Source organism: Clostridium sp. AM27-31LB, assembly GCF_003480745.1.
Taxonomy (GTDB): Bacteria; Bacillota; Clostridia; order Lachnospirales; family Lachnospiraceae; genus Butyribacter; species Butyribacter intestini.
On record NZ_QUJS01000010.1, the window covers coordinates 1 to 21,528 of the forward strand.

Genomic DNA, 21,528 nt, shown 5'->3' on the forward strand with positions numbered 1-21,528 from the left:
AAAACTTGTTTTCAGATTTGACTTGTAGTCAGACCGGTATTTGAGTGGAATGACATGAAGTATGCAAAGCATACGAATGACATGGAGCTCAAGTGCTTGAGTGTAACGAAGATTCTTCTTGCAATCAAAAGGAAGTCGAAATATTCAATATACAGTTTTGAAGGTATCAGGTTTTACCTATACTAGAATGGCCTGGTGGCTCAGTTGGTTAGAGCGCCGCCCTGTCACGGCGGAGGTCGAGGGTTCGAATCCCTTCCGGGTCGTTTAAGTTGGGATCTTAGCTCAGCTGGGAGAGCATCTGCCTTACAAGCAGAGGGTCACAGGTTCGAGCCCTGTAGGTCCCATTTATTTTTTGCCGATGTGGCTCAATTGGCAGAGCAGCTGATTTGTAATCAGCAGGTTATCGGTTCGAGTCCGATCATCGGCTTACACAATTGAATATTTGTTGTGTTATGGGCGGATTCCCGAGTGGCCAAAGGGGACAGACTGTAAATCTGCTGCTTTATGCTTCGATGGTTCGAATCCATCTCCGCCCATTTACCTAAGTTGATAAACCGCAGAGTTTACCAAAAGGATTTAATGACGCGGGATGGAGCAGCTAGGAAGCTCGTCGGGCTCATAACCCGAAGGTCACAGGTTCAAATCCTGTTCCCGCTACTTAGATAATTATTTATCTATATGCCCAGATAGCTCAGTTGGTAGAGCAGAGGACTGAAAATCCTCGTGTCGCTGGTTCGATTCCGGCTCTGGGCATTGAGGTAAAAACCTCATATTTTAGATGGGATACTAGCTCAGGTGGTAGAGCACTTGACTTTTAATCAAGTTGTCGGGGGTTCGAATCCCCCGTGTCTCATTGAAATAATAAAAGTAAAAAAGGACTTATTACGATTTCGTAGTAAGTCCTTTTTTTATCGATCTAATATGTTGCCGTACATAATGTACTAAGCTTATATATTTTGTTAAAGATTTTTAGAGATAAATATTAATAAAAAAAGAAGATTTATGACAAAGATTTCTTTCCAGTGTGTAAAGAAATCACATTACATATAATAACAATTACTACATACAATATTTATTAGAAACTTTGTTGGAGATTTTATAAAAGTTATTCTAGTAAACAACTTATAAATAATAAAATACATATTAAAAGCTGTTAAGAGCTTAACTTATCTGTTGGAAGCTGGAAATATGATTTAAAAGTTTAAAAAGTTTGGAGACAAATTGTATGTTGATGGATAATAAAAAAAGTAATTTGAGTATTAGTTCCAATAAAAATTCTATGGCAGAAAAAAAGATAACAGGAAAAGAAAAAGAGGACAAGGAAAATATTAAGGAAAGTGAAAACATAAAAGAGAAGAAAAATACAAATAAGTTTGAAAACATGAATAACAAGAAAAATACAAATAAGTTTAAAAATATAAAAAACAGTGAGAAAGTAAAGAAATATAAAAATATAAATGAAATTGGGGATATAAAAAAGAAGAAAAATAATAAGGATATAAATGAGTTTGAAAGTATAAAAGAGTTCTACAAAAAATATGTTGTAATAGGATTTTTTGTTGTTGGGATATTGGGAACGCTGTTTCATTTTGTGTATGATTGGTCGGGTCAAATGTGGTTTGTTGGATTGTTTGTACCTGTTAATGAGTCAACATGGGAACATATGAAGCTGTTGTTTGTACCTATGCTTATTTATATTATGCTTGGCAATTTGTATATTAAAAGACAGGAATTTATGCAAAGTAAAAAATATAAAGAAAAAAATAGAAGTAATAATATCAAGATAAATAGGGATATATATGGTTACAATTTGGAAATAGTAAATGACAGGCAAGATAAAAATAATGAGTTGCATCAGATAGGATATACAGGACTGTTTGGAAATATATTCGGTACATGGAGCATACCGTTTTTGTTTTACGGATATAAGGGAATACTCGGCTTTGAAATTGCATGGGTAGATATAAGTACATTTTTCGTTGCTGTCTTAATTGCGTTTGCAGTGCAATATCATGTGTTGATATATTCATATAAAAAACAGACACAAAATTGTGGAAAAACAGTGTTGATTGTTAATCTGGCACAGCTTTTTGTCTTTGTATTGTTGACATATCATCCGCTTAATCTGGGGATTTTTATAAGTCCGGTGTAAAACTTGAAATAAGGCTGTTATTATTTATGGACAAAAACAAAAAGTTTTCATTGTTTAAAAGCAATAAGGTAAAGTAATTATAATATAAAGATAAAAATAAAAGGCAGTTATAATATAAAGACAAAAATAAAAGGCAGTTATAATATAAAGATAAAAATAAAGGGCAGTTATAATATAAAAACAAAATCTAAAAGTTGAGATATGATAAAAAAACAACTAAAAGCTGTTACACTTAAAGACAACAACCAAAAACTGATATTTTAGTGGCAGAATGTGTTTTAGGTATGTTATAATGAGTATGTTTATGTGGAAGTTTTTATTAAATCTGATTGATGGGCGATAAAATATATATAGAAATAGTGATAGATATAGCCCTAGCAAAGCCATATGCTTCAACATATGGGAATGTCATATAATAAATATCAGAGAATAAAAAGAAATGAGGAAGTTTATGGAGAGTTTAAAGAGAATTACTTTAAATCCTGCTAAGTGCGGTCTTGACTTAGGGGATGGTAGTGAGCGAGCCGAATATGTAAATCAGGATTACATATTGAATGTGCTCGGCAGACCTCACAGAAATATTGGTATTATGTACACCTATTATCCTAAGGATAAGGAATGGCCTCAGAGGATAAGTGAGGCTTGCAAGGATATGGAAATTCATTTTCAGTGGGATTATCCGTATGACGATTATTTCCCTTACCTTGGTGGCATTGGCGGCAGTATGGATGGTGAGCCGTTTACTTTTATGCGTGATATAAGGAAGCACGGACAGGATGTTGCACTGACACTTACGATTGACTGTTCTTTGGAGGATGAATATCTCAGGCAGATTGCAAAGGAACTTATAACTTTTGGAAGAATGAGACTTCGTATAAACCATGAGTGCACAGGTGACTGGTTTACACACAATCAGAGATTTTCATATCAGGATATTGGTGATTTTTTTGTAAGATTTGCAAAGATTGTCAAGGAGGAAGCTCCAAATGTATCTATTGTGTATTGTGGAGGTTCAGTTACAAGTCTTGATAATGATGCACCTATCCAGTACGAGAAGGAGTTCACGGAGGCATACAAAGTCGCGGATTACTGGTCAAATGACTGTTATCTTGCACTTCATTACGGCTGGCCGTTTGATGTTTGCGAGAAAGGCGGAGACAGCTATGCAGTGACACCGCTTGATACATTTGTGGAAAGGCTTGAAAAGACTTCAAAGCGTCTTACAAAGGTTGCTGACAATGTATGCAAACCTCTTGTTATATCTGAGTTTAACACGGATGGAGATGTGACAGGTCCGAGACGACAGGGTGAGTCAATTAAGAGATTTGTTGAAAGAATAAAATCGGATGATGCGGATTGGTTTGATGGTTTTTCTATGTACCAGTTTAGAGACAGAGGACGGCTTGGTCTTGAAATCGAAGATCCAAACAATAAATCTGTTGGAATAGCACAGCCGTTACTTAAACAGTATCAGGAAATTTTGAAAGACCCTTATTTCCAGCCGGTTATCGAGGAAAAAGATAAGTTGGAACTCCCTGCAAAGATGCGCTGGGGCGGTTCTGAGGACGCAGACGGTGTTGCCATTGATATTAAGATGGAAGGAAATCCGGAATTTTTTGAGATTACTTTTGAAGAAGAACTTAATATCATGATGGAGATAAACGGAAAGTGGTTCTATAAAGCACCTGAGACTAAGACAGTTGACCTTATGCCTGCGTTCTTTGATTCGGAGGTAAAAGATGGACAGGTTCTTACATTGAAGATGTTTGCACCACCGGCAACAGGTGAAAATGACGAAAGTCAGGGCGATGACTGGGCAGTTAATTATTATACTGAGATGAAAAAAATGCCTGAACTTCGTATCAGATATGAGGCTGTCGAGGAGTTATAATAACCGGTTTCAAATTTTATCATAGTAAAATATAAATAAAGCTGCAATTTAAAGTAGTGGTATAACAAGAGTATGAAAATATAAAAAATACAAGTAATATTGTAAAGAGATTAAAGTGCTGTTGTAAATTATATAGAAACAATGTTTTAGTCAATAAGTTGCAACTCTATAAATAGGTGCAGATAATTTTTAGCGGTTGCATTAAAGGTGTGAATAGTACTGATATTTAAATTGGTATATAAGTATTACGAGTAATAAGCAGTAAAATGTAATATAAAAATAGTAAAAAATTATATACATAATAACCAACGGTGATTAGAAAAAATTGTATTAAGAAAATATTGTAATAAAAAGAAAGGTGGAACAATATGACAAAGTATATTTATGGAATTGATATAGGTGGAACTACGGTCAAGATGGGACTTTTTGACGAAAAGGGCGATATGCTTGAAAAGTGGGAAATTGTTACCAGAAAAGAAAACAATGGAGAAAATATTCTTCCTGACATTGTGAAGTCTATTAAGGAAAAGAATACAGAGAAATCTATTGAGACAGACGATATTCTCGGTATTGGCATGGGTGTTCCGGGTCCTATAACAGAGGACGGACGAGTTCTTAAGTGTGCAAATCTCGGCTGGGGGATTTTCTCGGTTGCAGATGAGATGAGTAAACTTACCGGAGTTGAGAAAGTTAAGGTTGGTAATGATGCAAATGTTGCAGCTCTTGGTGAGCAGTGGCGTGGCGGCGGACGCGGTTTTGACAATATCGTTATGGTTACGCTTGGAACAGGTGTAGGTGGTGGAATTATTATGGATGGCAAAATCCTTACCGGTGAGAATGGAGCTGCCGGTGAGATAGGTCATATAACTGTAAATCCTAAAGAAACTCTTACCTGCGGATGCGGATGTAAGGGTTGTCTTGAACAGTACAGTTCGGCAACAGGTGTTATAAGAATGGCTAAAGAGCGTCTTGAAGCGTCTGACAAGCCGTCAGAGCTTAGAAAATTTGCTGCTGATGAAATAGGTGGCAAAGAGGTTTTTGACGCTTATAAGGCAGGAGACGAGCTTGCAGCAGAAGCAGTAAATGAGTTTGCTATATATCTTGGAATGGGACTCGGAAATGTAGCTTCAGTAGTTGACACACAGGCATTTGTAATCGGTGGAGGACTTTCTAAGAATGGTCCTGTAGTTATCGACATTGTTAAAGAGCAGTATAAGAAGAATGTAATGTTTGCACTTAAAAATACAGAGTTCAGACTTGCGGAGCTTGGAAATGATGCTGGAATGTACGGTGCAGTACGCATGGTACTCCAGTAATTTTTGGTAAAGAAAATTATTGAATAAAATTTAAAATAAAACACGAAAGTCTATGAAAAACTTTGTAAAATTCATGAATTTTACAAAGTATGAATGCAGATAAACATTCCCACGACTCTAGTGCATAGAGTATTAGGCAGTGGGGAAAGGTGTTACTTATGCAGACAAAAAACAGACTTTCGTGTTTTAAAAATTCTCAGGTATATTTAACTTGCGTCTAAGTTCAGTATCAGTAATTATAGGATAGATTATTATCTTGTGTATAACAGAGTCATCTATGGATTTGATTAGTTTTTTCTAAAATATAACCTGCTACAATATTTATTAAATTTATCAACATACATATGGCAAGTGTTCCGTATAATCTTTGCAGGTTGTGTAAATAAAAAAATATGTAAAGTATTGTTAAGATAACACAGAACAGCAGGCAGCGTTTTTTTAGCGAAATTTTTCGCTCAGGAGTCATAGGTCTGTTTTTGGTGCCGACAGGGGATAAAACAGCTATTACAGACAGTGATATTGCAAAGGCAGCAGTCCATTGCCATGTAAGTGCGGAGGATATTGCACCTGAATAAAGCACAAATACAAAGGTGATAAGTGAAAGTATGGCACACCGTTTTGGAGTGGATGCATGAAATCCGCCGCCGAAAGAGCGAAGTGGTGTAAAAACAGCCAAAAATATAAGTGTTTCAGGCAGTTTGTGTGAAAACACACCATATAAGACTGCAAATATAAACAGGAAAAACAATTCTATAATATAGTCAAGACAATAAGAATAAATAGGAATTTCCTGCTCGGAGATTATATTATTGGCAGATAATGTTTCAGCAATAGATGAACTTATTTTTTTTGATATAATCATTTGTTCCTCTTTTCTGTTAAAAGTATAACTCAGATTTTGTTATTTCATTATAAAACATTTTTATATAAATAACTATAGAATTGGACTGAGAGGTCAAAATTGGGGTGTGAGAGGTAAATTTTTATGAAAAAATGACCAAAAAACTCAATTTTTTGCATTTCAGTCCTGTATTTCGACCTCTCAGTCCTAATTTCGTTCACAACTCATTTTTTGTGGTATAGTTAAATTACATTGGAAAACGATTGAAAAAAGTTTCCTGATGAAATTTTAAAGAAAGGAGAAAAATGAACTATGAAAAAGACTTTTTCTGATATTGTCGTAAAGTACGGCACAGCTATATGTGCATTGGCAGTAATGGTTGCACCTGTAGCAGCAAGAAGCTGTAAGCTTTTATGGTATGAGTCTGAACAGCCTGACGGTTTAGACAAGTTTGTGGCAGAACATACTGAAAAATAATAAAAATGATGCTGTTTTATTAAAAACATCGTTTTTGCAAAGCGTTGTATAATTGGGTACCGGGGAATAAAACGGCTCTCTCACTCTTTACTCTACCCGGGGGTGAGAGAGTAAATGATTTAATGGGTGGAAGCAAAAAAGAGTTTTTGAAAAAATGATTGTATAAGGCGAATATATGTGGGAAGAGGGATTGCTATGAAGTTATATCAAAGCAGTCCTGTTTTTTTGCTTGAACTAAAATAAAAATTTTTTGCATCATTTTGGGTGGTTGTATCGTTATTAGTTATAAATGGTAATAAGGGAGGCGGATGGTTATGAAAAAAATTATTGTTAATCTGGTTTTGATTTTGGCTTTCGTTTGTGGATTTAGTACGGTGAGGGCAAAGGCGTATTCTGTTGAATTGGTGAAGAATGGTATTTATGCAAAGTATATTCCGGAAAATGTTATGAAAAATGCACCTGTTTTGTTTAAAAAGAATGTTGATAAAGTTATGAAATATTATGAAAAGCATAAAAATGAAAGCGATTATGATTTTTTGCAAAAAGTACCATTAGCTTATAAGGATCTGCATGATGCGGTAGGAGATTTAAAGGATAATGACAAAATTGTTATCTGTAATCCTTTTATAATTTATGATATTAACGATGAGGATGAAAAATATACCGGCTACACATATTATTTTGTGGTAAAGAAGAATAATGAGAAAGTGAGTTTGTTTACTATTTATGTGGAGGAGGGCAAAATTAAATTTGATTATGATAAGATCTGGGACAAATATACCGGTATGAAAAATAAGATAACTGACAATACTTTGTTTTATTGGATGAATGGAAAGATATATGCACAGACAAAGAATAAAAATGAGATGGTATATGATGGCTCCGGTACCGGTGGAGTATTAATGGGTGGCTCAGGGGATAATCTGGTAGAACATTCGGATGTTAAATATATCAAATTTAAGAAATTAAGCTATGATGAAAAGAAGAAGATAATAACTAAATATTTAAAAAATACGGCAAAAATATCCGGCAGGAATGGGAATAGTTCCGGTGACAAGAAAAGTAAATATGTATGCGGAAATGGAACTTTATCAGATAAAAATGGGACTAATGCGGATGATGGCTTGGATTTAGAGGACGAGGTAAGCGATGATAATAATCAGAGGGCTGGAAAAATAAACACCTGCTATAATGGAGCTGGCAGGGGAAATAATGGGACAGATGTAAAAAAAACAGTTGCAGCGGCTGTTGGAGCTGTTTTTGTGATTGTGGCAGCAGTAATTTGTTATAAAAGAAAGAAGCGGTAAAATTTGCTGGAATAATGATTAGAGAGTAATCTTTGTAACAGTTCAGCCTTTCATCTCTAACATTCATAAACCTGCCAGCAAGCTGTCAGTCGCTGCGATGCAGCTATTGTTTATTTCATTTCAGAGATGAAAGGCTATTCTACCATAAAAAGATAATCAGCAATTCATTAAGCGGGCTTATGCATTGCTGATTATCTTTTTATGGCTGAACTGTTACAGTAGTTTTGTAAAATTTATATATTAGGTATTTTCATTTTTTGTCTTTTGTTTTATCATTAAATCGGTATCTTTATTGTCTGGTTGACTGTTTTTAGATTGATTTAACACTATAAATAAGTCAATACACAAGTAGTGTTATGAGCAAATAGCAGAGTGGATTGCGGATATCTGCTTGAATTATACCAAAGACAAGAGAACATAAAATGGAGGATTCAGATGAAGATAGCAATATGTGATGATGAAATATCAGTATTAAACGAAATAAAGAGTTTGCTGGCTGAATATTGCAAAGATTACGACAGAGAGATTAGCTGCGATGTGTTTCAAAGTCCGCTTGAACTTTTGACGAAAATGGAACAGAGCGGATGTTATGATGCGTTGTTTTTAGATATTCTTATGAATGATGATAACGGAATAGAGGTGGCTCGTGAACTGAGAAAGACCGATAAGGATGTCAGGATTGTTTTCCTGACTTCGTCACCTGAATTTGCGGTACAGTCATATACAGTGGGAGCGTTTTATTATGAATTAAAGCCGGTGAGACGGGAAAGCTTTTTTAAGCTTATTGATAGGTTGTATTCTGAGTGGGAGAGGGAAAAATCAGAGTTTTTTATTGTCAAATGTGATAATGGAATAAATAAGATTGATGTAAAAAATCTTGAATATTGCGAGGTGGTAAACAGGGCACTTGTGATATGTCTTGCTGATGGTACAAGCTTAAAAAGTACGGTAAAGATAACAGATATTGAGGAAAAGCTGAGAAAATTTGGCTGTTTTATCCGTCCGCATCGCTCTTATCTTACTAATTTGAGGTATATAGAAAATATATCTCAGAAAAATATAATAATGAAATCCGGAGCAAAAATTCCTATACCACATGGAAAATATACTCAGACAAAAGAACGATATTTGGAATATGCGTTTGAAAATGAATTATTTACAAATGTGGGAGGAAGCGTATGAGTGAGTTGATTACGCTGATAAATTATATAGCCGTGAGTATATTTGGAAGTATATTGTCGGCTGCTTTTTGTGGAATTGGGAAAGAAAAAAAGCAAAGAAATCTAATTGTTTTTACTGTTGGAGTGGCTCTTATAATAGAAGGAATAGTTTATTATTTTTATGGAGAAAGGGTTGTTCATGAGTTTTATCCGGTTTTTGCACATATTCCGCTTGTGATAGTATTATGGGTTATAACAAAACGCTTTTTGAGCAGTCTATCTTCGGTGCTGACTGCTTATTTGTGCTGTCAGTTCAGGCGGTGGCTGGCACTTTTGTTTACATTTGCCTTTAAAAATAGTGATGGGTTGCTGCAGATAGTGCAGATTATCATAACTGTTCCGTTTTTGATTTTATTATTAAAATATGTAGTTGCATCCGTGAGAGAGATGATTATGCGTCCGGCAGCAGAGATGTGGACTTTTGCCATAGTGCCGATAGTTTATTATCTGTTCGATTATTCAACGGTTGTATATACGAAGCTTTTGTATGAGGGAAGTTATATTGTTGCTGAATTTATGCCGACATTTTCATGTCTGTTTTTCCTTATTTATGTCAAACAGAGTACAAAACAGGAAAAGACCAGATACAGACTGGAGCAGGAAAAGAATGCATTTGAGATGCAGGCAAAACAGTCTGTTAAGGAGATTGATTTTTTGAGAAAGAGTCAGGAACAGGCGGCTGCACACAGACATGACCTGCGTCATCATATGCAGTATATTGCTTCATGCATAGCAAATAATCAGAATAAACAGGCATTGGAATACATTAATTCAGTGTGCAAGGAGATTGAAGCACAAAAAGTTGTTGATTATTGTCAGAATGAGACGGCAAACTTGATATTGACAGCATATGCACAGCGTTTTGAAAAATCAGGTATCAGTTGTGAAATTAAGTTTGTGCTTGGCAGGGATATTAGGATTTCATCTGTCGATATGTGCATAATTCTTGCAAATGCACTTGAAAATGCGTTAAATGAATGCAAATTTCTTATGACGCAGAATATTTCAACGGAGATAAGCGTGAACGGATATGAAAAGGATAACAGGATTTTTATACAGATTTCAAACACCTGCCGTCAGAATGTGTTATTTAATGATGGTATGCCTGTCACGAAGGCAGAGGGACATGGTGTCGGTACTAAAAGTATATGCTCGGTTGTGAATAAATATAACGGAATGTGTTCTTTTAATACAAAGGGAGATATGTTTATCTTAAGGGTAGTGATATAAAGGCAGCAGTTTCAGTATGTAAAATATTGAGACTGCTGTTTTTGTCGTTTATGCGTGTTTTTAGGTCGATTTAACCGCATTTTGGGGCGATTCACACATATTGTCACAATTAAGTGATGCCGGGTAGTATAATAACTATAGCGTTGACAGAGCCAAAATTAAAAGATGCTTTCAGACGAAAAGGAAAATATGAACATAAAAAAGGGTTTAATCAATAAATAACTGAAAGAGAGGAAATGCCTATGAACAAAACAAAAAAAACACAAAGAAAGATACTTGCGGTTATATTAAGTTTAAGTATGATGCTTTCTATGACTGCTATTTCTCCTAAAAAAGCAGATGCTTTTATGAAAGCAGATGTAACGGAAATCAAATCATCTGATATGTCTGAACTGTTGAGTCATTATTGGGATTACAAGCTTGAGGAAAATAAGCTTACTATTAATCTGACTGACACAGAGGCTGAGAAAAATGTCAAAGCAGCGATTGCCGACGGTGCAACTAAAGCATATTATCAAGCGGATTTGGATTTATACATAGATAATGTAGCAACAGGAACATCCACCGCAAAACCATTAACTTCCAGAAATTTTGATGGAAATACTTGTAACATATCGCAAGATGTTTCAAGTATTGCTCAAACTATAAACACTCTTACTGTCAGTGTAAGTTTGGTGACGACGACTAAAGTAGGTTTAAAAACAACTAAAAAAACAACTCTTTGCTATAATTTTCCTATATATCTTGAAAAGGAAAACGGAAAAATCTCAATCTATTCTCCATACGGTGCAGCCGCAGTTAAGGCTTTGGAGGACTTTAATGCAAATTATAAACCTGAGAATTATCTTAAGACAAGAACATTCACAAATATTGCCTGCAAGTCATTTGAGAAGATTGTTGAAAAAGCAAAAGAACTTACTAAGGATTGTAAAAATGATGGCGAGAAAATTAAGATTATCCATGACTGGATATGTACGAATGTAGCGTACAATTATCCGGCTATTCAAGGTACAACAAGTGGAAATACTACTAATATTGATACATCCTATAAGTATGGGGAAAAATATGGAATTGACAGAGCATTTGAAGATGGACTTGCAGTATGTTCAGGATATGCCTCGCTTGGCGAGCTTATGTTCCGTGCAGCAGGTATCCCAAGTATGTGTATCGAGGGAACAGGAGGTGCATTAGATGATGGCACTGAAAATAAGTCGAAGTTTGATTGCAATCATGAATGGAATGTTGTATATTACAATAATTCATGGCATTTTATGGACCTGACATGGGATAGTCCGAATGTTTATTATGGTAAAGGCGATAGTAGAAATATTTCCGGAAAAGCACCGTATTATACATATTTTGGGATACAGGCAGAATTGTTCGGAGTTTCTCATTACCAAAGACAGATATTTGATGACGCAGAAGAGGTAACCGGTATAAAAGTTGTCAATCCGAGGACACAGTATTTTGTGGGTCAAAATCTTGAAAAGAACAGCGAAATAGAACTTACAGTTGAAAATAATAAAAAGACCTGGTATGGAGTTAAAGAGAATGCGGCATATAGCGGATATGACTTGAGTAAACCGGGTAAACAGACTGTTACGGTCAGATATATGGGGCTTGAAACAACATATGATATTGAAGTGCTCGAAATGGATCATATCAAGGTTGTGCCAAGCGAAAATACAACATATCTTATAGGAAGTAAATTAAAAACTGATTTTAAATTATATGTTGTAGCAAAAGACGGTAAAGAAGTTCTTATAAAAGATACAAACGCTGAAAATACATATGTTACCTGCAGCGGTTATGATATGAACAAGGAGGGTAAGCAGACCGTTACGGTTTCTTATAAGGATTTAACGGCACAGTATGATATTAATGTAGTAGATGCAAAAGAAATCAGTGTTGAGACTGACGAGACACCGGTTTATCCATATGGGACTCAGTTCAAACCAAACTTTAAATTATATGTTACTAAGTCGGACGGAACTAAGCAGTTAGTTGAAAACGGAACTTCGCTTGCCACTTGTACAGGATATGACCTTAGCAACTTAAATAAAGTGGGTGAACAGGAAGTAACGGTTAAATATCTTGGATTGACTGCAAAATACAAGATAAAGGTGGTATTAGCAGTTGGACTTGGCTGTGTTGTAGCAAATAAGTCTTTTGAACAGGGACAGGAACTCGACACTACTGGAAATAAAGTATATTATGTATTGAAAAACGGTGAAGAGCTGATGGTAAATAATGCGGATGTTACTTACAGTGGTTATGATAAGGAAAAGACCGGCATACAGAAAATTACGGTAACTTGCAATGGACTTACTACTTCATATTATGTTACTGTAAAAGCTAAGAGTGAGCCAACGGCAACTCCTACAGTAAAGCCAACGAAAAAACCGACGGCTACACCAAAAGCAACAGCAACAGTAAAACCGACGAGAACACCATCTGTTACAGCTAGTGCAAACCCAACGACAGCACCGGATGATGATGCGGCTGCGACAAAGAAACCGACAAAGAAACCGACAAAAACATCGTCTAAAAATCCTAAAGGAACAAAAATAGCAAAGGTAAAAGCGGGTTCTAAGAAACTTGTTGTAAAGGTAAAAGCACAGAAAGTTAAAACAAACGGTTATCAGATAAGATATTCTTTGAAGAAAAACATGAAAGGTTCAAAGACAATAACATTGACAAGAAATACCAGAACATCTGCAACTATAAAAAAATTAAAGGGTCGCAAAACTTATTATATACAGGTTAGAACATATCGTAAGATTGGCAAAAAGAAATATTACAGTACATGGTCTAAGGCAGTTGCTAAAAAGACATTGAGGTAGGGAGTAATAAACTTCTTTCATAACGCATATATATTTAGTAATAAGATTTAATTTATGGGGGTTGCTATGTCGAAAACAAAAATTGTGGTTTTGCGTATGAAAGAAGTTGTATATACGGCTGTGTTTGTTGGAATAGGTGTTTTGCTGCTGATAGTTTTGTTTTTTATGTTTGGCAGACAGAATTCGCCTAAAAGTGAAAGTACACAGAGTACCATAAACAACGAAAGCAGTACATATAAAAATGATGCAATATATAGAGCGGGAATTTATGAGAGCCAGTTTGTAATAGGGGAAAAAACAATAAATCTCGAAGTTGCCCTTGATGAAGAACAGGTTAAATCTGTTAAAGTCAAAAATTTAGATGAGTCTGTTGAGACTATGTATCCGCTGATGAAATCGGCAGTTAAAGATGTGTCAAAACAGCTTTCGGCTGGGGTGTCGATTGATGAAGTTGTTTTATCAAAAAATTCCATGTACACGGAAAAGCTTATTTTGGATGCGGTAAAAGCGGTACTTGATGAGCAGAGATTGTAGGGAATTTGAAAATATTTGGGGACGGAATTTGTGAAACTTATAGGATTGTAAGAAATGTGCGGATAGAACAATAATTTCTATATCCGCACATTTTGTTTGTTTTTATGAGAGTATCGCAAATTCCTGTTATAGCAGACATACAATTTTTTTATTATTTACTGAACTGATATAGTTTTTTGTAAATGTAAGTCTGTTGACTTGTATTTTATGTTATACTTAGATATAAGATTTTTTATTTGGTTTGGATAATTTATTTAATGACTATTCAAAAATCCAGATGTGTAGTATAGTTAAATTTTATTATTTATGTTATATCTTATTTGTAAATTTAGTGCAAGAGTGCGATTTCTCTTATCTTGCGAATTTATGATATATTGATGTTTATACAGGAGAAAGGATAACGGGATGGCAGTTCAGTTTATTTTTGGTGGTTCGGGCAGAGGTAAGACTTATTTTTTACAGCATAAGATTATGGAGGAGGCTGTGAACAATCCTAAAAAGGATTACATTATGATAGTGCCTGAGCAGTTTACCATGCAGACGCAGAAAGATATGATAAAGATAAGTCCGGGACACGGCATTATGAATGTTGATGTGCAGAGTTTTGTCAGGCTTGCATACAGGGTGTTTTCGGAGACCGGTGTGGGAAATTTGTCGGTGCTTGATGACCTTGGAAAGATTATGATATTGAAAAAAGTGCTTGGACAGAATAAGGACGAGCTTAAATATTTTGGAAGAAATATAAATAAGGACGGCTATATTTCAGAAATCAAATCGTTTATGTCTGAACTTATACAGTACGGTGCTGATGAGGACGAGATAGAACGGATGATTAAGGCTTCTGAAAAGAAACCGGTTCTTAAATATAAATTGCAGGATATGTCTGTGGCTTTTAAGTCATTTAAGGAATATATTGAAAAGAATTATATTACTTCTGAGGAACTTCTGAGTGTCTTTGCCGATGTTGTCTCACAGTCAGAACTTCTTAAAGGGGCTGTTATATGTCTTGACGGCTTTACAGGTTTTACACCACTTCAGTACAGGCTTTTGCGTGAGCTTATCAAGACGGCTGAAATGGTCTATGTGACGGTGACGGCTGATGATAGGGAGTCGGTTATAAATAAAGGAAAAAATTATCAGTTATTTTTTATGAGCAGAAAGACTGTTCATAATATAAGGCAGATTGCGAGTGAGACAGGTGTTGAGGTTTTGGATGACATATGGACGGGAAAAGAGATAAGTCAGACAAGATTTGGTGAGTCGGAGGAACTTGAATGGCTTGAACGCAATCTGTTCAGGTATCCGTATAAGAGATACAATAAGAAAAATGAGGTTTCTGATATAAGCTGCCATGTGCTTAAATATGCCGAGGACGAGGTTGATTTTGTAGTTCAGAAAATAAAAGGACTGCTTGTCGGCGGCTGTCGTTATAGGGATATTGCGATTGTTGCAGGAAGTCTTGAAACATACGGAAGCATTATCGAACACTCAATGAAAAAGGCTGGGATTGCCTGCTTTGTCGACCAGAAAAGAGGTGTTCAGTCGAGTGTGCCGGTGCGTGCCATAGATGCACTTTTGCAGATAATAATAAAAGATTTTACTTATGAGGATGTGATGGACTATCTGAAAAGCTGTCTTTCGTGGACGAGTGACAGTCAGAATGATATTCTTGATAATTATCTTCTGGCTACGGGAATCAGAGGTTTTAAATCGTGGAACAGGGAATGGAACACGGCATATGCCTACAGAAGGATGACTGACGAGTCAAAGGATTTTGCAAACGGAGTTGTCGAGAATGTCAGGCTTGGTGTTCTGGAAAATCTGTCAGAGCTTTATGAAAAAACGGCAAAAGGAAAGCATACGGTCAGAGAATATGCGGCATCATTGTTTGAGTTTTTTGAGAGACAGCATTTTTATGAGAAGCTGATGGAATTTGCTGACGAATACGAAGAAAATGAAAATTTTGATATGGCGAGTGAGTACAGACAGCTTTACGGCATGGTGATAGAAGTATTTGAAAAACTTGTCTCGCTGATGGGTGATGAGGAAATGTCGCTAAAGGAATTTAAGGATATTCTTGATGTTGGTTTTTCGGAGGCAAGGATAGGAGTAATTCCGCCGGGGATAGACCAGGTTATGGCTGGTGATATGTCGAGAACAAGGATTTCAAATATAAAATACTTGTTTCTTGTGGGTGCTAACTCTTCAAATATTCCAAAGGGTAATGGAAGCGGCGGTATTATTTCGGAGTCGGAGAGAAATTTTCTTGCGGAAAATGAATTTGAACTTGCACCGACGGCAAGGCAGCAGGTATATACGGAGCAGTTTTATCTTTATTTAAACCTGACAAAGCCATCAAAACACCTATATATAACATATTGCGACAGCGAGAGGGACGGAAGTGTAAACGAGCCGTCGTATATTATTTCGAGGATAAATAAGATTTTTCCGTCAGTAAGTGTCAAATTTGAGGAGCGAAAACAGAGCGAAGAAAATGCTTGGTCTGATGATGAGGGAAAGAAATATCTTATCGCAGGTCTTAGAAATGGAGATTTTTCTGATAAAAAATGGCAGGAGATATATAATTGTTATTTTGACTCAGAGGAGAATAAAAAAACGCTTGATAACATATTGACAGCGGCTTTCTTTAAGGAAAACAAGAGCAGTATTTCCAAAAAAATCGCAAAGAGCCTTTATCCTGAAAATCTCAGAGGAAGTACATCACAGCTTGAGAGATATGCGGCTTGTGCATTTTCATATTTTATGCAATACGGACTTAAGCTGCAGGAGAGACAGGAACACACCATTGAAGCCTATGATATAGGAAATATCGTTCATGATGCACTTGATATGTACACTAAGATACTTCTTGCAGGAAACAGGAGATGGCAGGATGTTGATAAAAAAGAGCAGGAAAAGATAGCAGGCGAATGTGTGGAGAAAGCGGTAAGTCTCTGTAAAGACGGTATTATGAGGGACACGAGCAGAAACCGGTATATGATAAAGCGTATTCACAATGTTGTTAATAAGACGATATGGGCAATTTCAAAACAGATGGGTCAGGGAAGTTTTGACACTATTGAGAGTGAGCTGATTTTTGAAACTGTCGGAAAAGCCAAAGATACAGATGAGGAACTTATAAAACTTGTCGGAAAGATTGACAGACTCGACGGATTTTCGGACGGTTCAAAGGACTATGTGAGGGTTGTCGATTATAAGACAGGAAACAAGGAATTGTCGCTCAGTGAACTTTATTACGGACTTCAGATGCAGCTTGTCATTTATCTTAAGGCGAGCATTGATAAGAAATCTAAGGCTGAAAAGATAGTTGTGCCTGCGGGTATGCTCTATTACAGGATAAAAGACCCTATCTTAAATGAAAAGGTTACACCTGAAAATTTTGAGCAGAAAACTTTGGAATCGCTTGCGATGAACGGGCTTGTAAACGGAGATTTTCCTATGCTTGAGGGAAGTGACAGAAATCTTGAGCAGAACAACGGCGTGTACCAGCCTGATTATGTGTCTTCCGTAAGCAATATTGAAACCGGGAAAAAAGGTCAGCTTAAGAAAAGCTCAGGTGTCACAAATACAGATTGTCTTAATGAGCTTATTAAATTTACGGAGAAAAAAGTTGTAGATATGTCGGAGGAGATACTTGACGGAAAAACACTTGTAAATCCGTATAAGACAAATGAGTCACAGCCAAAATCAGCCTGTATGTATTGTGCGTTCAGGAGTGTGTGCAGATTTGACAGCAGGCTTTATGGCAATGATTACAGGATGTTTGAAAAATTGTCGGATGATGATGTTATGAGAATTATTCATGGGGAACTGTCGGAGGAGGAATGATATGGGCGATACAAGATGGACGGATGACCAGCAGAGAGTTATTGATGCGAGAAATTGCAATCTTTTAGTTTCAGCGGCGGCTGGTTCGGGCAAGACTGCGGTGTTAGTTGAGCGAATTATAAAAATGATAACTGATGAAAAAAACAATGTGGATATTGATAGATTGCTGGTGGTTACCTTTACAAATGCGGCGGCAGCAGAGATGAAAACAAGAGTGGGTGAGGCTATAGAGAGCAGGCTTCTTGAAGAACCTGACAATGAACATCTCCAAAGACAGGCTTCGCTTCTTCATAATGCACAGATTACGACAATGCACAGTTTTTGTCAGTATGTCATAAGAAATTATTTTCATGTGATAGATATTGACCCTGCTTTTAAGGTTGCAAATGAGAATGATATGAAGATTGCTCAGAGTGAAATTCTTGCTGAGCTTATCGAACAGCGTTATGAAACGGAAAAAGATAATGAAAATTCAGCGTTTCATCTATTTTCAGAAATGTTTGCTCACGGCCGTGATGACAGTAAGATTGAGTCGATTGTGCTTGAATTATATGGGAAAGCCATGAGTTACCCGTGGCCTGAAAAGTGGCTCAATTCGATTACGGACATATATAAATGTGAGAATGTGCAGTCACTCGAAAAGACTAAATGGATAGGCGAGTTTGTAAGTTATGTTAAGGAGCTTGTAAATTCATACAAATTACTTGCCGAAAAAGCAATAAAAATATGTGATGAGTCTGACGGTCCGGCAAAATACAGAGCAGCTTTTGAGGATGACATAAGGCAGTTTGATGATATATGCAAGGCGGAGAATTTTGAAGAATTGTCGGCGGCATTTGGAAAAGTTTCAAGGATGGATAAGGGCAGAATTACAAAGAAAGACAATGTCGATGTAGAGAAAAAGGACATGGCAAGTGCGTTCAGGGACTCTTATTTTTCAAGTCAGGGAGGAATGATAAAACTTCAGGAGAAATTTTTCAATAAAACTTTGGAGCAGCAGATACAGGAATTAAATGAGATGGCACCTGCCGTGGAGGAACTTGTCAAGCTGACGATTGATTTTATCCATGCGTTTGCAAAGCGAAAAAGAGAGGACGGGGTTATTGATTTTAATGATATGGAGCATTTTGCCCTTGCAATACTGACGAGTGAAAATAAGGAAGGTGAGGTAGTTCCGAGCAAGGTGGCAGAAGAACTCAGGGAGTATTATCAGGAGATAATGACGGATGAGTATCAGGACAGCAATTATGTTCAGGAGCTTATACTTACCAGCATTTCGGGAGAGCCTGCAACTGCTCCTTATATGTTTATGGTAGGTGATGTAAAGCAGAGTATTTACGGTTTCAGGCTGGCAAGACCGGAATTGTTTATGAACAAATATAACAGCTACAGTCTTGAGGGTGGAACAAAGGAGCATAGAATTGATTTAAAGCAGAATTTCAGAAGCAGGGCTTGTGTGCTTGAAAGTTCAAATGCTGTCTTTGAGAAGATAATGAAGCCGTGTCTTGGCGGTGTTGAGTATGACGAAGCGGCAAGACTTGTGCCGGGGCGGGTTTACGAGGAGACAGACAAAAAAACGGCAGAAAAAGCGTCAATTATTCTTATTGACAAAAAAGCAGATAATGACGATGGAATGATGGACAAAGAGCTTGAGGCCGCAGCAATCGGAAATAAGATAATTGAGATGGTGCAGGGTGAAAATCCGCTTTATGTATGGGGAAAACAGGGTTATCACAGGGTTACATACAGCGATATTGTAATACTTTTAAGGAGCGTTCAGGGGTGGACAGAGCCGTTTCTTGAAACATTGTCTGATATGGGAATACCAGTGTCGGCAGGCACGAAAGCAGGATTTTATGAGTCGATAGAAATTCTCACAATGACAAATCTGCTCAGGATAATAGACAATCCGAGACAGGATATACCGCTTGTGTCAGTGCTTCGCTCGGTCTTTGTGGGACTTAGTGATGATGAACTTGCGGCGATAGCCGTAATGCCGAGGACTCTTGATTATTGGGATGCAATGAGCCTTTTTGTAAAGACAGTGAGAAAAGAAGACGGCACAGAAAAGTATATGACAAATATAGTTCTTGATGAAAAAGAAGCAGATGAGCTGGCAGACAGACTGGAAGATTTTATGGATAAATTAAATTATTATCGTGAATTGGCAAAAGAACTTCCGGTCGATAAGATAATACAGACAATTTATGATGAAACTGATTTTTATGATATTATGTCGGCAATGCCGGCGGGCGAAAAGAGGGCGGCAAATCTCGATATTTTACTGGGACAGGCGAGGGATTATGCAGCAAACGGGCATCATGGAATATTTAAGTTTACACATTTTGTCGAGAATATAAAAAAGGCGGCGCTTGATATTGGAGAAGCATCGGTAAACAATGAGAGCATGAACGCAGTAAGAATAATGACAATGCACAAAAGCAAGGGACTTCAGTTTCCGGTTGTATTTGTGTCAGGACTTGGAAAAAGTGTAAATCTCATGGAGGCAAACGACAAGGTTATAATAAATTCGGACTATGGTGTCGGAACTGATTATGTAAATCTTAAACTTATGTACACCGAAAAAAGTCTGTTCAACAATTTCCTCAGAAGTAGGATAAAAGTTAATGCACTTGCCGAGGAAGTAAGAATGCTTTATGTTGCGATGACAAGAGCCGAAGAAAAACTGTTTTTAACCGGAGTGTCTGCAAATATTCTGCAGGGAAACATGGGAGCAAGAGGAGAGGGAAAAAAGAAGATAACGACATGGAAAGAAAAAGGGCAAAACCTTGAATTTTCGGGACTTTTGTCACTTACAAAGCACATAGACATGATAATGGCTGCGATAGCTGACAGACCTGTTTTTAAGGAGTGCATAGAAGAGCTGGAATCTGAAAAAGTGTATGGAACAAATGATGAACTTTTTGACCTTGAGGTGGTATCAGTCAATAATATTGTAAGCGTATCAAAGGAAAACCGTGAGATAGCAAAACAAAAAGAAAAAGAACTTATAAACTGGGATGCGTCAAAAGTTTATGATAAAGAAATGAAAGATTATATAGCACAGAACTTGGAATTTTCGTATAAATATGAAAATGAACTTGGAATACCTGTTAAAGTGTCTGTATCTGAACTTAAAAGAATAGCGATGGAAAAACTTGACGAGTTTAATGCTGGAGATGTTGAGGAAAATCCGGTACGAGAGGAGGAAATTTCGCTTTTTGACGGCTTGCATGAGGAGTGTTCATTAGACGGTAAAAATAATGAGAATGTAGCAGAAAGCAAATATGCAGATATACCACGACCTGACTTTATGAAAAAAGAGGAAGTAAAGACGGGTGCCGCAAGAGGAACACTTTATCATCTTGTTATGGAACATATTCCGTATGAAAGACTTGACAAAGATTTTGACTTTGCACTGTTTATTGAAGAACTTGTGCAGGGCGGTTATATGACCGAAGAAGATGCAAAAGCGTTGAATGTAAAGAAATTTGAGTGGTTTGCAAAGAGCAGATTATGCGGCAGGATGAGGGCGGCAGCAGAAACAGGGGAACTTAAAAGAGAGCAGCCGTTTATGATAGGAATACCCGCAAATGAAGTATATCCTGACAATAGTGACAGTGATGAGCTTATAATGATTCAGGGAATTATTGATGCCTTTTTTTATGAGGGCGAGGATATAATACTTGTTGATTACAAGACAGATTTTGTCATGAAAGGACATGAAGAAAAACTGGTAGAAAGGTATAAAACACAGCTTGATTACTATGCGAGAGCGATAGAGAGTGTGACCGGTAAAAAGGTGAACGAAAAGATTATTTATTCATTTTCAATTGGTAGAGAAATAATGGTAGTGTAGATATATATG

11 protein-coding genes and 7 tRNA genes are annotated in these 21,528 nt (G+C 36.6%); all 18 read left to right on the forward strand.

The window, feature by feature from the left end:
* Nucleotides 1-189 precede the first annotated feature (189 nt).
* The 18 genes from DW721_RS13025 to addA all read left to right on the forward strand — a co-directional run bounded on the left by DW721_RS13025 (nt 190) and on the right by addA (nt 21,519).
* Nucleotides 190-263 (forward strand) — tRNA-Asp (locus DW721_RS13025).
* Nucleotides 264-271: 8 nt separating this feature from the next.
* Nucleotides 272-344 (forward strand) — tRNA-Val (locus tag DW721_RS13030).
* Between the two features lie 10 nt (nt 345-354).
* Nucleotides 355-427 (forward strand) — tRNA-Thr (locus DW721_RS13035).
* 27 nt (nt 428-454) lie between these two features.
* A tRNA-Tyr gene (locus tag DW721_RS13040) sits at nt 455-536 on the forward strand.
* 47 nt (nt 537-583) lie between these two features.
* Nucleotides 584-657: transfer RNA gene (locus DW721_RS13045), tRNA-Met, on the forward strand.
* Between the two features lie 23 nt (nt 658-680).
* Nucleotides 681-753 (forward strand) — tRNA-Phe (locus tag DW721_RS13050).
* 27 nt (nt 754-780) lie between these two features.
* Nucleotides 781-853: transfer RNA gene (locus DW721_RS13055), tRNA-Lys, on the forward strand.
* A gap of 372 nt (nt 854-1,225) precedes the next feature.
* Nucleotides 1,226-2,152 carry a DUF6512 family protein gene (locus tag DW721_RS13060; RefSeq protein ID WP_118746010.1) on the forward strand — a complete coding sequence of 309 codons (927 nt, stop codon included), beginning with the start codon at nt 1,226-1,228 and terminating at the stop codon, nt 2,150-2,152.
* 451 nt (nt 2,153-2,603) lie between these two features.
* Complete coding sequence (locus DW721_RS13065) at nt 2,604-4,043, forward strand: hypothetical protein (protein ID WP_118746011.1); 1,440 nt, start codon at nt 2,604-2,606, stop codon at nt 4,041-4,043.
* Nucleotides 4,044-4,411: 368 nt separating this feature from the next.
* Complete coding sequence (locus tag DW721_RS13070) at nt 4,412-5,359, forward strand: ROK family glucokinase (RefSeq protein WP_118499683.1); 948 nt, start codon at nt 4,412-4,414, stop codon at nt 5,357-5,359.
* 1,153 nt (nt 5,360-6,512) lie between these two features.
* Nucleotides 6,513-6,677: a hypothetical protein gene (locus tag DW721_RS16165; protein ID WP_022014132.1), complete on the forward strand. Its 165-nt coding sequence runs from the start codon at nt 6,513-6,515 to the stop codon at nt 6,675-6,677.
* A gap of 314 nt (nt 6,678-6,991) precedes the next feature.
* Nucleotides 6,992-7,984: a hypothetical protein gene (locus tag DW721_RS13080; RefSeq protein WP_118746013.1), complete on the forward strand. Its 993-nt coding sequence runs from the start codon at nt 6,992-6,994 to the stop codon at nt 7,982-7,984.
* A 435-nt stretch (nt 7,985-8,419) separates the two neighbouring features.
* Nucleotides 8,420-9,166 carry a LytTR family DNA-binding domain-containing protein gene (locus tag DW721_RS13085; RefSeq protein WP_118746014.1) on the forward strand — a complete coding sequence of 249 codons (747 nt, stop codon included), beginning with the start codon at nt 8,420-8,422 and terminating at the stop codon, nt 9,164-9,166.
* On the forward strand, nt 9,163-10,434 hold the full coding sequence (locus tag DW721_RS13090; protein ID WP_118746015.1) for a GHKL domain-containing protein: 1,272 nt from the start codon (nt 9,163-9,165) through the stop codon (nt 10,432-10,434). Before DW721_RS13085 ends, DW721_RS13090 begins: the two co-directional genes overlap by 4 nt.
* Nucleotides 10,435-10,676: 242 nt before the next feature.
* Nucleotides 10,677-13,277 (forward strand): bacterial Ig-like domain-containing protein, encoded by a 2,601-nt coding sequence (locus tag DW721_RS13095; RefSeq protein ID WP_182436326.1) that lies wholly within the window; start codon nt 10,677-10,679, stop codon nt 13,275-13,277.
* Nucleotides 13,278-13,343: 66 nt separating this feature from the next.
* Nucleotides 13,344-13,811 carry a hypothetical protein gene (locus tag DW721_RS13100; protein ID WP_055946259.1) on the forward strand — a complete coding sequence of 156 codons (468 nt, stop codon included), beginning with the start codon at nt 13,344-13,346 and terminating at the stop codon, nt 13,809-13,811.
* A 405-nt stretch (nt 13,812-14,216) separates the two neighbouring features.
* On the forward strand, nt 14,217-17,660 hold the full coding sequence (locus DW721_RS13105; protein ID WP_118746017.1) for a PD-(D/E)XK nuclease family protein: 3,444 nt from the start codon (nt 14,217-14,219) through the stop codon (nt 17,658-17,660).
* Nucleotide 17,661: 1 nt separating this feature from the next.
* On the forward strand, nt 17,662-21,519 hold the full coding sequence (addA, locus tag DW721_RS13110; protein WP_182436327.1) for a helicase-exonuclease AddAB subunit AddA: 3,858 nt from the start codon (nt 17,662-17,664) through the stop codon (nt 21,517-21,519).
* Nucleotides 21,520-21,528 lie beyond the last annotated feature (9 nt).

What these genes read in the sequence shown, in the direction of transcription:
- DW721_RS13070 (WP_118499683.1), top strand. Translation starts at nt 4,412, where the DNA reads ATGACAAAGTATATTTATGGAATTGATATAGGTGGAACTACGGTCAAG.
- DW721_RS13080 (WP_118746013.1), top strand. Translation starts at nt 6,992, where the DNA reads ATGAAAAAAATTATTGTTAATCTGGTTTTGATTTTGGCTTTCGTTTGT.
- DW721_RS13090 (WP_118746015.1), top strand. Translation starts at nt 9,163, where the DNA reads ATGAGTGAGTTGATTACGCTGATAAATTATATAGCCGTGAGTATATTT.
- DW721_RS13085 (WP_118746014.1), top strand. Translation starts at nt 8,420, where the DNA reads ATGAAGATAGCAATATGTGATGATGAAATATCAGTATTAAACGAAATA.
- DW721_RS13105 (WP_118746017.1), top strand. Translation starts at nt 14,217, where the DNA reads ATGGCAGTTCAGTTTATTTTTGGTGGTTCGGGCAGAGGTAAGACTTAT.
- DW721_RS16165 (WP_022014132.1), top strand. Translation starts at nt 6,513, where the DNA reads ATGAAAAAGACTTTTTCTGATATTGTCGTAAAGTACGGCACAGCTATA.
- addA (WP_182436327.1), top strand. Translation starts at nt 17,662, where the DNA reads ATGGGCGATACAAGATGGACGGATGACCAGCAGAGAGTTATTGATGCG.
- DW721_RS13065 (WP_118746011.1), top strand. Translation starts at nt 2,604, where the DNA reads ATGGAGAGTTTAAAGAGAATTACTTTAAATCCTGCTAAGTGCGGTCTT.
- DW721_RS13095 (WP_182436326.1), top strand. Translation starts at nt 10,677, where the DNA reads ATGAACAAAACAAAAAAAACACAAAGAAAGATACTTGCGGTTATATTA.
- DW721_RS13100 (WP_055946259.1), top strand. Translation starts at nt 13,344, where the DNA reads ATGTCGAAAACAAAAATTGTGGTTTTGCGTATGAAAGAAGTTGTATAT.
- DW721_RS13060 (WP_118746010.1), top strand. Translation starts at nt 1,226, where the DNA reads ATGTTGATGGATAATAAAAAAAGTAATTTGAGTATTAGTTCCAATAAA.